At 61.7% G+C, this 12,724-nt stretch carries 12 protein-coding genes and 2 pseudogenes; 13 read left to right on the top strand and 1 reads right to left on the bottom strand.

Going from position 1 to position 12,724, the window contains the following annotated elements; all coding sequences use genetic code 11:
• Window positions 1-247 precede the first annotated feature (247 nt).
• The 13 genes and pseudogenes from G5575_RS18515 (at window position 248) to G5575_RS18465 (ending at window position 12,242) form a co-directional block, all read left to right on the top strand.
• A complete protein-coding gene (locus G5575_RS18515) occupies window positions 248-2,710 on the top strand; it encodes an acyl-CoA dehydrogenase (protein WP_164535618.1) in 2,463 nt (820 codons plus the stop codon).
• Window positions 2,711-2,854: 144 nt separating this feature from the next.
• The gene (locus G5575_RS18510) at window positions 2,855-4,816 is read left to right on the top strand and encodes a 3-hydroxyacyl-CoA dehydrogenase NAD-binding domain-containing protein (protein WP_164535617.1); all 1,962 of its coding nucleotides are present in this window, start codon (window positions 2,855-2,857) and stop codon (window positions 4,814-4,816) included.
• Window positions 4,817-4,827: 11 nt separating this feature from the next.
• Window positions 4,828-5,334: pseudogene (locus G5575_RS20850) on the top strand (thiolase family protein); the annotation flags it as partial.
• A gap of 53 nt (window positions 5,335-5,387) precedes the next feature.
• Window positions 5,388-6,113, top strand: a complete 726-nt coding sequence (locus G5575_RS21975) for a thiolase family protein (RefSeq protein WP_407924881.1) — start codon at window positions 5,388-5,390, stop codon at window positions 6,111-6,113.
• Complete coding sequence (locus tag G5575_RS18500) at window positions 6,110-6,268, top strand: hypothetical protein (protein WP_164535616.1); 159 nt, start codon at window positions 6,110-6,112, stop codon at window positions 6,266-6,268. Before G5575_RS21975 ends, G5575_RS18500 begins: the two co-directional genes overlap by 4 nt.
• A gap of 9 nt (window positions 6,269-6,277) precedes the next feature.
• Window positions 6,278-6,463, top strand: a complete 186-nt coding sequence (relB, locus tag G5575_RS18495; RefSeq protein ID WP_164535615.1) for a type II toxin-antitoxin system RelB family antitoxin — start codon at window positions 6,278-6,280, stop codon at window positions 6,461-6,463.
• On the top strand, window positions 6,463-6,735 hold the full coding sequence (locus G5575_RS18490) for a type II toxin-antitoxin system RelE/ParE family toxin (RefSeq protein ID WP_164535697.1): 273 nt from the start codon (window positions 6,463-6,465) through the stop codon (window positions 6,733-6,735). The genes relB and G5575_RS18490 overlap by 1 nt, the downstream gene beginning before the upstream one ends.
• A 201-nt stretch (window positions 6,736-6,936) precedes the next feature.
• Window positions 6,937-8,560, top strand: a pseudogene (locus G5575_RS18485) (peptide ABC transporter substrate-binding protein).
• 114 nt (window positions 8,561-8,674) lie between these two features.
• On the top strand, window positions 8,675-9,598 hold the full coding sequence (locus tag G5575_RS18480; protein WP_164535614.1) for an ABC transporter permease subunit: 924 nt from the start codon (window positions 8,675-8,677) through the stop codon (window positions 9,596-9,598).
• Window positions 9,598-10,518, top strand: coding sequence for an ABC transporter permease (locus G5575_RS18475; protein ID WP_164535613.1), 921 nt, complete (start codon window positions 9,598-9,600; stop codon window positions 10,516-10,518). Before G5575_RS18480 ends, G5575_RS18475 begins: the two co-directional genes overlap by 1 nt.
• Window positions 10,519-10,528: 10 nt before the next feature.
• A complete protein-coding gene (locus tag G5575_RS18470) occupies window positions 10,529-11,221 on the top strand; it encodes an ATP-binding cassette domain-containing protein (protein WP_328766599.1) in 693 nt (230 codons plus the stop codon).
• The gene (locus G5575_RS21970; protein ID WP_328766597.1) at window positions 11,203-11,370 is read left to right on the top strand and encodes an ABC transporter ATP-binding protein; all 168 of its coding nucleotides are present in this window, start codon (window positions 11,203-11,205) and stop codon (window positions 11,368-11,370) included. The genes G5575_RS18470 and G5575_RS21970 overlap by 19 nt, the downstream gene beginning before the upstream one ends.
• The gene (locus G5575_RS18465; RefSeq protein ID WP_164535612.1) at window positions 11,367-12,242 is read left to right on the top strand and encodes an ABC transporter ATP-binding protein; all 876 of its coding nucleotides are present in this window, start codon (window positions 11,367-11,369) and stop codon (window positions 12,240-12,242) included. Before G5575_RS21970 ends, G5575_RS18465 begins: the two co-directional genes overlap by 4 nt.
• Here G5575_RS18465 and G5575_RS18460 read toward each other — a convergent pair.
• Window positions 12,239-12,718 carry a response regulator gene (locus G5575_RS18460; protein ID WP_164535611.1) on the bottom strand — a complete coding sequence of 160 codons (480 nt, stop codon included), beginning with the start codon at window positions 12,716-12,718 and terminating at the stop codon, window positions 12,239-12,241. The two genes, G5575_RS18465 and G5575_RS18460, sit on opposite strands and share 4 nt — an antisense overlap.
• Window positions 12,719-12,724 lie beyond the last annotated feature (6 nt).

Genomic DNA, 12,724 nt, shown 5'->3' with positions numbered 1-12,724 from the left:
GTTTACGTTAGCGTCAACGGAGGGCAGGGGCATTCCAACATCGAACAAGATTATGCCGCGTCAGCCGAGCAAGGTCGCGTGAACCCAAAGGTCTCACCGTTGACGTATAGGTAAACTCGAGTAAGGTATCGTTGCCCTGCCGAAAGCGCGCTAAGCTGCGCTTCAAGGCAGAGCCGGCAAGCAGCCGGGAGTGAATTGACGGGCAAGGCCCAGGGCGCGGGTCGGCCTGTCCGAGGAGGAGTGGGCGATGACCTTTTTGCTGATCGTAGCCGGGCTTGCGGCCTTTGCGACCTTGGCCGTGCGGGAAAGCCCGCTGTGGCAATGGGGCGCCGCATTCGTGCTGCTTGGACTTGCCTCGGGGCTCGACTTCGAGAGTGCTGCTGTCGCTTATGAACTAGGCTGGTTCTCATGGCTGTTGATCGTCTTCGGCGCTGCCCTCCTGGTACTGGCGATTAAGCCGATCCGCATGCTGGTGTTGACGACGCCGGTCTATGGCGCGGTCAAATCCATTCTTCCGAAGGTCAGCCGCACCGAGCAGGAAGCGCTGGATGCTGGCACCGTCGGTTGGGATGCGGAGCTGTTTTCCGGCCGTCCGGACTGGGACAAGCTGACCAAGATCCGGCCGCTGACCCTGACCGCGGACGAGCAAGCTTTTCTGGACAACGAGACCGAAACCGCCTGCCGGATGATCGACGATTGGGACATCCGCCATAACCGTGCCGACCTGTCGCCGGAGCTTTGGGACTATCTCAAGCGCAACGGCTTTTTGGGCATGCTGATTGCCAAGGAGCATGGCGGCCTGGGCTTTTCGGCACAGGCGCAGTCGATGATCGTTTCCAAGATCGCCAGCCGCTCGGTGGCGGCGGGGATTACGGTCATGGTTCCCAATTCGCTCGGACCGGGCGAACTGCTGGAAAAGTATGGCACGCCGGAGCAGAAGGAAAAGTACCTCCATCGCCTAGCCGTGGGCGATGAAGTGCCGTGCTTTGCTTTGACCGGCGTGCATTCGGGTTCCGATGCCGGGGGCATGCGCGATGTCGGCGTCGTCACGAAGGCGATGTGGAATGGACAGGAAACGTTGGGCGTCCGGCTCGACTTCGACAAGCGCTATATTACCTTGGCGCCGATCGCGACGCTGGTGGGCCTCGCCTTCATCCTCAAGGATCCCGACAACCATTTGGGCCGCGGCGACAATATCGGCATTACGCTGGCACTGATCCCGCATGACCATCTGGGTCTCGATATCGGCCGCCGGCACTTCCCGGCGCGGCAGGCCTTCATGAATGGTCCGGTGCGCGGCAAGGACGTCTTTATTCCGATGGATTATCTGATCGGCGGCACCGCCTATGCCGGGCAGGGCTGGCGCATGTTGATGGAGTGTCTCTCCACCGGCCGCGCCATTTCGCTGCCGGCGATCGGCACGACCTCAATGAAATCGACGCTGCGGGTGACGTCTGCCTATGCTCGCGTGCGCCGGCAGTTCGGTATTCCCGTTGGCCTGATGGAAGGCGTTGCCGAGCCGCTCGGCGAGATGGTGAAGCGCGCCTACATGTATGAGGCGGCGCGGCGTCTCACCGCCTCAATGGTCGATGAAGGCCAGCGCCCGGCGGTGATCGCGGGCCTGCTTAAATATACGACGACCGAAGCCATGCGCGACAGCATGGACGATGCCTTCGACATTCAGGGTGGCCGCGCTATCCAGGACGGACCGGGCAATTACCTGTTCGGCGGCTATATGGCCATTCCGGTGGCGATCACCGTGGAAGGCGCCAATATCCTGACGCGGACGCTGATGACCTTTGCGCAGGGTGTGCTGCGCGCGCATCCATATCTGCTCAAGGAAGTGCAGGCGGCGCAGAACAAGGACAAGCGCGCTGGTATCGAGGCCTTCGATGCCGCTTTTGGCGGACATACGCGGTTTATGCTGCGCAATATCGTGGCAAGCTTCCTCCATGGCGTCAGCAATGGCGCCTTTGCATCCTCGCCGAACCAGGGGCCGATGGCACGCTATTACCGCCACCTCCATCGCTACGCGCAGGACTTTGCGCTGGTGGCGGACTGGACCACGGTGGTGCTGGGCGGGGCGCTCAAGCGCAAGCAAAAGCTTTCGGGTCGAATGGCTGATCTGCTTGGCGAGCTTTACCTGATGTCGGCGACGCTCAAGCGTTTCGACGAAGAAGGCCGTATCGCCGAAGATCGCGAACTGGTCGAAGCGATCATGGATGACCGGATCGCCAATCTCGAGCGCATTTTCGGGGAGGTTTTCGCCAACTTCCCAAATCCGGTTTTTGCCGGGGCGATGAAGTTCCTGTGCTTCCCTCTGGGGCGTCACGCCAAGCGCGCTTCGGACCGGGCAAACTATCGCTTCGCCAAGGCGGTGCTGCAGCCCGGCGCCTTCCGCGATCGGCTGACCACGGGCACCTATGTGTCCCACGATCCGGACGATGTCACGGGTGTGCTCGAAGATGCGTTCATCAAGGTGACGGAGGCCGAAGAGATCGAAGGCCGGTTCATCAAGGCGGCGCGCAAGGGCGTGATCGAGCGGCGGCATGATCGCGATGCGATCGCCGATGCCATCGCCGCGGGCGTGCTCAACGACAACGAGGCCGGCATCATGCGGGCGGCGGACGAGGCCACCAATCGGGCCGTCAATGTCGACGATTTCGATGATGTGCTGAAGCCGAGCGGGCAGAGGTTGGCGGCGGAATAGGAACCCGCCCTCGTGGTTCGAGGCTTTGCTTAGGGCAAAGCGCCTCACCATGAGGGCTCAACAACAACGGTGCTCCGGAGCCCTCATGGTGAGGTGGGAGCAAAGCGACCCTCGAACCACGAGGGCGGGCATGAGGACCAAACAATGATCGCCCACAACGCGACCGAGACCCCCAACTGGAGCTTTCATACCGATCTCGAAAAGATCGGCTGGCTGACGATCCATTCGCCGGAGGGCTCGGTCAATACATTGAGCCGCGAGGCGATCACCGAGCTCGAGACGCTGGTCGGCCAGTTCGAGGCGCTGGCGAGTTCTGGTCAGCTGGTCGGCGTCGTACTCTTGTCGGGCAAGGATTCGGGGTTCATCGCCGGGGCGGATGTGTCCGAGTTCGACACGATGAGCGATCCATCCGTGTTGACCGAGGCGCTGACGCGCACGCATGCGCTGTTTGCGCGGATCGAGAAGTTGCCCGTGCCGATCGTGGCCGGCATCCATGGCTTTTGCCTTGGCGGCGGGCTGGAGCTGGCGCTGGCCTGCCACTACCGCATTGCGGTCAACGACGAGAAGACGCGCATCGGCTTTCCCGAAGTCAATCTGGGAATCTTTCCGGGATTTGGGGGCACCGGGCGCTCGATCCGCCAGGCCGGTCCGGTCGATGCCATGCAGATCATGCTGACCGGCAAGATGCTGCGGGCTGGGGCGGCGCGCGGGTTGAACCTCGTCGACAAGCTCGTGCGCCATCGCGACATGCTGCGCTGGGAAGGCCGAAAGGCGGTGCTGCAGAAGCGCAAGTCGAGCGAGGCGGGTTTGGTAAAGCGCGCCGTGGCGCTGCCGCTGGTGCGCGAAGCCGTGGCCAACAAGATGCGCGAACAGGCGGGCAAGAAGGCGCGCAAGGAGCATTTCCCCGCGCCCTATGCGCTGATCGACCTCTTTCAGAAACATGGCGACGACTGGAAGGCCATGGTGCGCGGCGAGATCGACGCCTTCGTGCCGCTGATGGGCTCGCCGACCGCGACCAATCTGCGGCGGGTATTCTTTCTGTCCGAAAGCCTCAAGAAGCAGGGGCTCAAGGGCGCCAAGTTTTCGCGCGTGCATGTGATCGGTGCCGGTGTCATGGGCGGCGATATCGCGGCTTGGTGCGCCTATCGCGGCATGAGCGTGACGCTGCAGGATCTCGACATGGAGCGCATCAAGCCGGCGCTTGATCGCGCCAAGAAGCTTTTCAGCAAGCGCTATAAGAAGCGGCGCGAGGTGGATGCGGCAATGCTGCGGCTGAGCGCCGACCCGCAAGGGACCGGGGTGGCGCGGGCAGATGTCATCATCGAGGCGGTGGTGGAAAAGCTCGAGGTCAAGCAGGCGATCTTTTCCGGGCTCGAGGACAAGATGAAGCCCGGCGCGATCATGGCGACCAACACGTCCTCGATCGAGCTCGAGCGCATTGCGGAGGCACTGAAGGATCCGGCACGGCTAATTGGGCTCCATTTCTTCAACCCGGTGGCGCAGCTGCCCTTGGTGGAAGTGATCCGCTCGCGCTTCAACTCGGACGAGGCGATTGGCAAGGGCGCCAGCTTTGCGCAAGCGATCGGCAAGTCGCCGGTGGTGGTCAAGTCCGCGCCGGGTTTCCTCGTCAACCGCGTGCTGATGCCCTATATGCTAGGCGCAGTGGAACGGGTGGAGCGCGGCGAGAGCAAGGAAGTGCTCGATGCCGCAGCCGTGGCCTTCGGCATGCCGATGGGGCCGATCGAGCTCATGGACACGGTGGGCCTCGATGTCGGCAAGTCGGTGGCGACCGAGCTGGGTCACGCCGTGCCGGAAGGCAGCCAATTTGCCCGTCTGATTGCCGAGGGCAAGCTTGGCCGCAAGAGCGGCGAAGGTTTTTACAAGTGGGAAAACGGCAAGGCGGTCAAAGGCGAAACGCCGGAACGCGACGACCTTGCCAAGCTCGGCCGTGAGCTGGTGAAGCCCCTGGTCGACATGACCGAAGTGGTTGTGTCCGAAGGCGTCGTCGCCTCGCCGGACCTTGCCGATATCGGCGTCATCATGGGCACAGGCTTTGCACCCTTCCTCGGCGGGCCGATGAAGGCTCGCGCCGATGGCCGCGCGTAAGGAGAGATGAGATGAGTGAAACCAAGCGCGTTGCCATTGTCGGTTCGGCCCGCATTCCCTTTGCCCGCGGCGGCACGGCCTATGCGGACGAGACCAATCTTTCCATGCTCAGCGCCACGATGACAGGGCTGGTCGACAAGTTCGGGCTCAAGGGCGAGAAGATCGACGAGGTCATTGCCGGCGCGGTGATCAACCACTCGCGCGACTTCAACATTGCGCGCGAGGCGGCGCTCGACGCGGGCCTTTCGCCGCGCACGCCGGGAACGACGATGCAGATCGCTTGCGGCACGAGCCTCCAGGCGGCACTGGTGCTCGCCGGCAAGATCGCTTCGGGGCAGATCGATAGCGGCATTGCGGCGGGGTCGGATTCCGTTTCGGACAGCCCGATCGTGTTCGGGCCGAAATTCCAGAAGCGGTTGCTGGGTGCCAACGCTGCCAAGACGACCGGCGACAAGGTCAAGGCGTTCGCCAAGGGCTTTTCTTTCGGCGAGCTGACGCCCGTGGCGCCCTCGGTCAACGAGCCGCGCACGGGGCTGTCCATGGGCCAGCATGCCGAGCTCATGGCGAAGGAATGGGGATCACGCGCGCAGAGCAGGATGCCCTGGCTGTGGCAAGCCATCGCAATGCTGCAAAGGCTTATGACGAGGCATTTCACGACGACCTCCTCGTGCAATGCGCTGGGCTTGTGCGCGACAACAATGTGCGTGCCGATGCGAATATGGAGAAGATGTCGACGCTTAAGCCCGCCTTCGACAAGACCAGCGGGCAGGGGACGCTGACGGCGGGCAATTCGACGCCGCTGACGGACGGCGCGGCCGGGGTGTTGCTGGCGTCCGAAGAATGGGCGCGGGCGCGTGGGCTGCCGATCCTCGCCTATCTCACCACCGGGCGTGTAGCCGGCAATGATTTTGCCCATGGCGAGGGACTGCTCATGGCGCCGACAATTGCGGTCAGCGAAATGCTCGACAAAGCGGGCCTGAGCTTTGCGGACATCGATTATTTCGAGCTGCACGAGGCGTTTGCAGCGCAGGTGTTGTGCACACTAAAGGCCTGGAAAGACCCGGACTACAATCGCGATGTGCTGGGTCGGTCCGACGTTTTGGGCGAGATCGATCCGGCCAAGATCAACGTCAAGGGGTCGAGCCTTGCCTATGGGCATCCCTTTGCCGCAACGGGCGCCCGAATCTTGGGCGTAACGGCAAAGCTATTGAGCCAGGATCCCGGGAAACGGGCGCTGTTGTCGGTCTGCACCGCCGGCGGGATGGGTGTCGCAGCATTGGTTGAAAGCGCAGCATGAACGACAATGTCGTCAAGTTCCGGCGGCCGGAGAAAAAGCCTGAGCCGCCAGTGAAAAAGCCTCGCGGCCCAACGCCGGGATGGCTGCCGTTCGCGGTGTTGCTGGCGGTGGCCCTGGTGATCTATGCTGTGGGGCAGGCGGGGCTTTTCAGCTAGGAGCGCTCCATGAGCGAAAAACTCGATCCCATCGTTTCTGAGTTCGAGACGCAGGAACAGGCGGACTCTTACGATCGGTGGTTCCGGAAGAAGGTGCAAGAGTCGAAGGATGATCCGCGGCCTGCCATCCCGCACGACGAGGCCATGGCACGGCTTCGTGAGACGATCCGGCGCACATCGCGGAAAAGCGCTTGATGCAAGTGCAATGGTCGGCTTTCGGATTGGACCAAGCTGACCTGGCCGCTGCATACGTTGCGCAATTCAATGTAACGGCAGCTCTTGATCTTTACGAGCGCTTCACCGAGGGCGCGCTGCTGTTGTCGGATCGTCCGTATATTGGGCGGACGGGACGCGTTCCGGGTACTCGGGAATATGTCGCCCACCCCAACTACATCATGATCTACACGGTTCACACGGATCGGATCATCATCGACAACATTGTCCACTCCCGGCCCGAATATCCCTGACCTCGCCGCGTTCCAACGCACACCTTTGCGTCAGAAATTGTCAGCATTGACGCATAGGTCAATGTTTTGCTTGTCAGTGGACGCTTTCTGGCGATACCGTCCAACGATCTTGACTGCCGGGTTTAACGGCGGCGAGGGCATAAGCCGCACATAGGGGCGGTGCCAATATTTTCAGGAATTCCACAAGGAGATGGGACGAGAATGAAGTTCACCTCAGCTTTCAAAGCGGTCGCGACCGCCGGCGTCATGGCGCTGATGATGAGCACCGCTGCCTCGGCGGTGACGCTGCAGCTGCACAATGGTGGTGACCCGGGCACGCTCGATCCGCACAAGGCTTCGGGCGATTGGGAAAACCGCGTCATCGGCGACTATATCGAAGGTCTCCTAACCGAGAACGCCAAGGCGGAAGCCATTCCGGGCCAGGCCGAGAGCTGGGAAATTTCGGAAGACGGTACCGTCTATACGTTCAAGTTGCGCGATGGCATCCAGTGGTCGGATGGCGAACCGGTGACGGCAGGCGATTTCGTCTATGCCTTCCAGCGCCTGTTCAACCCGGCGACCGCCGCGGACTATGCTTACCTGCAGTTCCCGATCAAGAACGCGGAAGCCATCAACTCGGGCGAAATCACCGATTTTAACGAGCTTGGCGTCAAGGCGATCGACGACAAGACGCTCGAAATCACGCTGGAAGCGGCGACGCCGTTCTTCCTCGATGCGCTGACCCACTACACCGCCTACCCGGTGCCGCAGCACCTGGTGGAAGAAGTCGGCGACGAGTGGACGCGTGTCGAAAACATCATCGGCAACGGCCCCTATCTGATCAAGGAATGGCTCCCGGGCTCCTATGTCCGTTCGGAAAAGAACCCGGACTATTATGATGCCGAAAACGTCCAGATCGACGAGGTCTACTACCACGTTCTCGAAGACCAGGCTGCTGCGCTCAACCGCTACCGCGCTGGCGAATTCGACATCCTGACCGACTTCCCTGCCGACCAGTATCAGTGGCTGCAGGATAACCTGCCGGGCGAAGCCCATGTGGTGCCGTTCCTGGGCGTCTACTACTACGTGATGAACCAGGAAGAAGGCCAGCCGCTGGCCGATATCCGCATCCGCGAAGCGCTTTCGACCACCGTCGTGCGCGACGTGATCGGCCCCGATATTCTGGGCACTGGCGAATTGCCGGCTTATGGCTGGGTTCCGCCGGGCACCAATAACTACGTTGCCGAAGGCAGCGCCTACATGCCGACCTGGGCCGAAACGCCCTATGAGGAACGCGTTGCTCGTGCGACCGAACTCATGACCGAAGCCGGTTATGGTCCGGACAATCCGCTGACCCTGCAGCTGCGCTACAACACCAATGACAACCACCAGCGTATCGCCGTGGCGATTGCCGCCATGTGGGAGCCGATCGGGGTCAAGGTCGAGCTGTTCAACGCTGAAACGGCCGTGCACTATGACGCTGCTGCGCGCCGGTGACTTCCAGGTCGGCCGTGCCGGCTGGCTGCTCGACTACTCGGATCCGTCCAACACGCTCGATCTTTTGAAGACCGGGACGAACCAGGGCGGCACCATGAACTGGGGCAACAACTACGGTCGGTATTCGAACGAAGAGTTCGACAACCTCCTGACCCAGGCCTCGACCGAGCTCGATCTTGAAGCCCGTGCCGACCTTCTGGCCCAGGCGGAAAAGCTGGCCATGGACGAGTTCGCCGCGATCCCGATCTACTGGTACGTTTCCAAGGACGTCGTGTCGCCGCGCATCTCGGGCTTTGAAGAAAACGCCAAGAATATCTTCCGCACCCGCTGGCTCTCGAAGTCGGAATAAACGGAAGATCGAATGACGATCGTGGGGGCCCAGCGCCCCCACGGTTCTTTTGTCCGGCCTTACGCCCTGCGGCCCTTCCGCATCTCGGCGACCCGGCCAAGGAGTTCACGACACATGCTGTCCTATGCCTTCCGGCGCGTGCTTTCGGCCATTCCGATTGCATTGATCGCCGTAACGATCTGCTTTTTCATTCTGCGCCTGGCGCCGGGTGGTCCATTCGATGGCGAACGCGCCTTGCCGCCGACCGTGCTGGCGAACCTGCGCGCCCATTACAATCTCGATCAGCCGCTGATCAGCCAGTACTTCATCTATGTGGGACGGCTGCTGCAGGGAGACCTCGGCCCGTCCATGGTGATCGACGGGTTCAACGTTTCGGACCTGATCCGCATCGGCTTCCCCTTCACCCTCACCATGGCGATGTTCGCTTTCGTCATCGCCACCGCCATCGGCATCCTGGCCGGCATGGTTGCTGCGGTGAACCAGAACAAGTGGCCGGACTATGTGCTGGTGCTTGCGGTGATGCTGGGCGTCGTGGTGCCCAACTTCCTGATGGCTGCGCTGTTGCAGCTTTGGTTCGGCGTCTACCTGCGCTGGGTGCCTGCCGGCGGCTGGGTCACTGGTTCGCTTTGGCATCTGATCCTGCCCGTTACCGTGCTCGCCTGGCCACATGCAGCGCGTATCAGCCGGCTCATGCGCGGCTCGATGATCGAAGTCCTGGGCAGCAATTATGTCCGCACCGCCAAGGCCAAGGGGCTTGGGCAGCGGCTGATCATGGCGCGGCACGCGATCAAGCCGGCGCTTCTGCCAGTGGTCTCCTATCTCGGGCCAGGTCTCTCATACCTGCTCACCGGTTCACTCGCGGTCGAGCAGATTTTCGGGCTTCCCGGGATCGGCAAGTATTTCGTCCAGGCCGCGCTAAACCGCGACTACGGCATCGTCTTGGGCACGACCATTCTCTACATGTTCATTATTCTCGCACTCAATCTGATCGTTGACCTCATCTATGCCTGGCTCGATCCCAAGGTGAGGTACCGCTGATGCCCGGCTTGACTGGCAAGGACCAGGTTCTCACGGCTTATGCCGAGAAGCTGGAAAAGCTCGATCCGCCAAAGGGTCGTTCCCTTACGCAGGACGCGATGCGTCGCCTCGTGCGCAACAAGGCTGCGGTAGTTTCGATCGCCGTGATCGTCCTTATTGTGCTGCTTGCGTTTATCGGACCCTATTTCGTGCCCTGGGGTTATTCCCAGGTCGATTGGTCCAACATCCGCAAGCCGCCAAACTTCGAGGCGGGGCACTATTTCGGCACCGACCAAAATGGTCGCGACATGCTGGCCCGCGTGCTGCAGGGCACGCAGATGAGCTTGATCGTGGCATTCGTCGCCACGGTCGTTTCGGTCAGCATCGGCGTCGTCTATGGCGCGGTGGCCGGCTATTTCGGCGGCCGGGTCGATGCGATCATGATGCGCATCGTCGACGTCATGTACGCGCTGCCCTATATCCTCTTCGTCATCATCCTGATGGTAATGTTCGGGCGTAATCCGGTGCTGCTGTTTGTCGGCATCGGGGCCATCGAATGGCTGACCATGGCGCGTATCGTGCGCGGGCAGACCCTTTCCATCAAGGAAAAGGAATTCGTCGAGGCGGCGCGCGCCAGTGGCGCGAGCTCGTGGAAGATCATCTTCCGTCACATCGTGCCCAATCTGACCGGGCCCGTCGTGATCTATGCGACGCTGACCATTCCCGAAATCATCATCGCGGAGAGCTTCCTCTCCTATCTCGGCCTTGGCGTTCAGGAGCCGCAGACGTCCTTGGGTACGCTGATTTCCGCCGGTGCGCCGGTGGCTGAAGTGTTGCCCTGGATGCTGCTTGCCCCTGCCGTGGTGCTGATCACGCTCCTCTTGTGCCTCACCTATATCGGCGATGGCCTGCGTGACGCGCTCGACCCCAAGGATCGCTAGAAAGACCAAAATGGCTTTGCTTGAAGTAAAAAACCTCAAGGTCGACTTCGACACCAATGACGGCGTCGTCCATGCGGTCAAGGACCTGAGCTATACGCTCGAAAAGGGCCGGACGCTCGCCATCGTGGGCGAAAGCGGCTCCGGCAAGACGCAGGGTGCTTTCGCCATCCTGGGGCTTTTGCCCAAGAACGGGCGGGCCTCCGGCTCGATCATGTTCGACGGCAAGGAGATCATCAACCTGCCGACGCGGGAGATGAACCAGTATCGTGCGCGGCGGATCGGGATAATCTTCCAGGATCCCATGACCTCGCTTAACCCGTACCTGCGCATTTCGCGGCAGATGACCGAAGTGCTCGAACTGCACAAGGGCATGAGCCATGGCGCCGCGGTGGCGGAAAGCGTGCGCTTTCTCGATGCGGTGCGCATTCCGGACGCCAAGAACCGCGTCCACATGTACCCGCACGAGTTTTCGGGCGGCATGCGGCAGCGCGTGATGATCGCCATGTCGCTGCTGTGCGGACCTGAACTTTTGATCGCGGACGAACCGACCACGGCCCTCGACGTGACGGTGCAGGCCGAGATCATCGACCTTTGGTCGACCTGCAGGAGGATTTCGGCACCTCGATCATCCTTATTACCCATGACTTGGGGATCGTCGCCGGCACCTGTGAAGAAACGCTGGTCATGTATGACGGGCGGGTGATGGAATATCGCAAGACCGACGACCTCTTCGCCAATCCGGAGCATCCTTATACGCAAGGACTGCTGGCGGCGGTGCCGCGACTGGACCGCAAGGTCGAGCGGCTCTCGACCGTCTCCTATGACTTCATGAAGGCAAAGGGCGTAGCATGAGCGAGCGCGAAACCATTCTCGACGTCCGCAATGTTTCGGTGGATTTCAGCATCCCCGCCGGCGGGCTCTTCGGCGGCACCAAGCTGCTTCATGCGGTCAAGAACGTGTCCTTCGATCTCAAGCAGGGCGAGACGTTGGGCATCGTCGGTGAAAGCGGGTGTGGCAAGTCCACGCTGTCGCGCGCGGTGATCCGGCTGTTGCAGGCGACGTCCGGCGAGTCGCGCTGGATGGGCAAGGACATCTTCAAGATGAGCCCCAAGGAGCTCGTCGGGTTGCGCAAAGATATCCAGATGATCTTCCAGGATCCGCTGGCCTCGCTCAATCCGCGCATGACCGCTGGCGCCATCATCGCGGAGCCGCTCCTCATCCATTATCCCGAGGTCAACAAGACCGAGCGCAATGCGCGCGTCATCGAGATGATGGAAAAGGTCGGGCTGTCGGCCGGCATGATCAACAAGTATCCACACGAGTTCTCCGGCGGCCAGTGCCAGCGCATCGGCATTGCGCGGGCGCTGATCACGCGGCCAAAGCTCATCGTCTGCGACGAGGCCGTGTCGGCGCTCGACGTTTCGGTGCAGGCGCAGGTGATCAACCTCCTCATGGACCTGCAAAAGGATCTCGGGATTTCGCTGCTGTTCATCGCCCACGACATTGCCGTGGTGCGCCATATCGCGCAGCGCATCATGGTGCTTTATTTCGGGGAAGTGGTGGAGATCGGCGAGGCCGAGCAGGTGGTCTCGCAACCGCGGCACGACTATACGAAAAAGCTTATCGCCTCGGTGCCGGTGCCGGACCCGAAGATGGAAATGGAACGGCGCGAATTGCGCCGGCGCATGCGGCGTGAAGCTGCGGCGGCAGCAGCGGCCGCTTAATCGCAGCGGCGATCGTCGCCGACGTCTTCGCGGCGGCGGCGCCGGTCTGGCCCGGCATAGCTCTCAAGATCGATAAAGGCGCGGGGACGCGCCTTTATGCTGTCGAGCCGGGCCTTGAGCTGGTTGGCGGCGAAAGGCTTGCGCAGGAACTCACTGACGCCGGCATCGCGCGCCGCTTCGATGCGCGCGGCATCGGGCGCCGCGGCCATCATGATCACCGATGCGGAGCGATTGCTGTTGGCGGTGGCCCTGAGGCGCTTTACCAGGTCGACAGCGTCCATGTCGGAGAGTGCGTCATCGACAATCACGAGATCGAACGGGCGGCGGCGCAGTTCAGCCAAAGCCTGGGTCGCGTCATTGGCTTCGCGGATGTCGCGGCGGCCGAAGCCACGCAGCATGGTGGCGACCAGCGCTGCCATATTGGTCTGCGGATCGACGATGAGCACGCCGCTCTTGGTGATCTGTTCGCTGGGCATTTTTCG

This window comes from Devosia aurantiaca, assembly GCF_011058215.1.
Classification (GTDB): domain Bacteria; phylum Pseudomonadota; class Alphaproteobacteria; order Rhizobiales; family Devosiaceae; genus Devosia; species Devosia aurantiaca.
Note: the sequence above shows the minus strand (reverse complement) of the source record. Positions and strands in the feature narration are given on the sequence as shown.

Coding starts and splice junctions, on each gene's coding strand:
- G5575_RS18515 (WP_164535618.1), top strand. CDS start 248: ATGACCTTTTTGCTGATCGTAGCCGGGCTTGCGGCCTTTGCGACCTTG.
- relB (WP_164535615.1), top strand. CDS start 6,278: ATGAGCGAAAAACTCGATCCCATCGTTTCTGAGTTCGAGACGCAGGAA.
- G5575_RS18465 (WP_164535612.1), top strand. CDS start 11,367: ATGAGCGAGCGCGAAACCATTCTCGACGTCCGCAATGTTTCGGTGGAT.
- G5575_RS18510 (WP_164535617.1), top strand. CDS start 2,855: ATGATCGCCCACAACGCGACCGAGACCCCCAACTGGAGCTTTCATACC.
- G5575_RS18490 (WP_164535697.1), top strand. CDS start 6,463: ATGCAAGTGCAATGGTCGGCTTTCGGATTGGACCAAGCTGACCTGGCC.
- G5575_RS18480 (WP_164535614.1), top strand. CDS start 8,675: ATGCTGTCCTATGCCTTCCGGCGCGTGCTTTCGGCCATTCCGATTGCA.
- G5575_RS21970 (WP_328766597.1), top strand. CDS start 11,203: ATGTATGACGGGCGGGTGATGGAATATCGCAAGACCGACGACCTCTTC.
- G5575_RS18460 (WP_164535611.1), bottom strand. CDS start 12,718: ATGCCCAGCGAACAGATCACCAAGAGCGGCGTGCTCATCGTCGATCCG.
- G5575_RS21975 (WP_407924881.1), top strand. CDS start 5,388: ATGGGGATCACGCGCGCAGAGCAGGATGCCCTGGCTGTGGCAAGCCAT.
- G5575_RS18475 (WP_164535613.1), top strand. CDS start 9,598: ATGCCCGGCTTGACTGGCAAGGACCAGGTTCTCACGGCTTATGCCGAG.
- G5575_RS18500 (WP_164535616.1), top strand. CDS start 6,110: ATGAACGACAATGTCGTCAAGTTCCGGCGGCCGGAGAAAAAGCCTGAG.
- G5575_RS18470 (WP_328766599.1), top strand. CDS start 10,529: ATGGCTTTGCTTGAAGTAAAAAACCTCAAGGTCGACTTCGACACCAAT.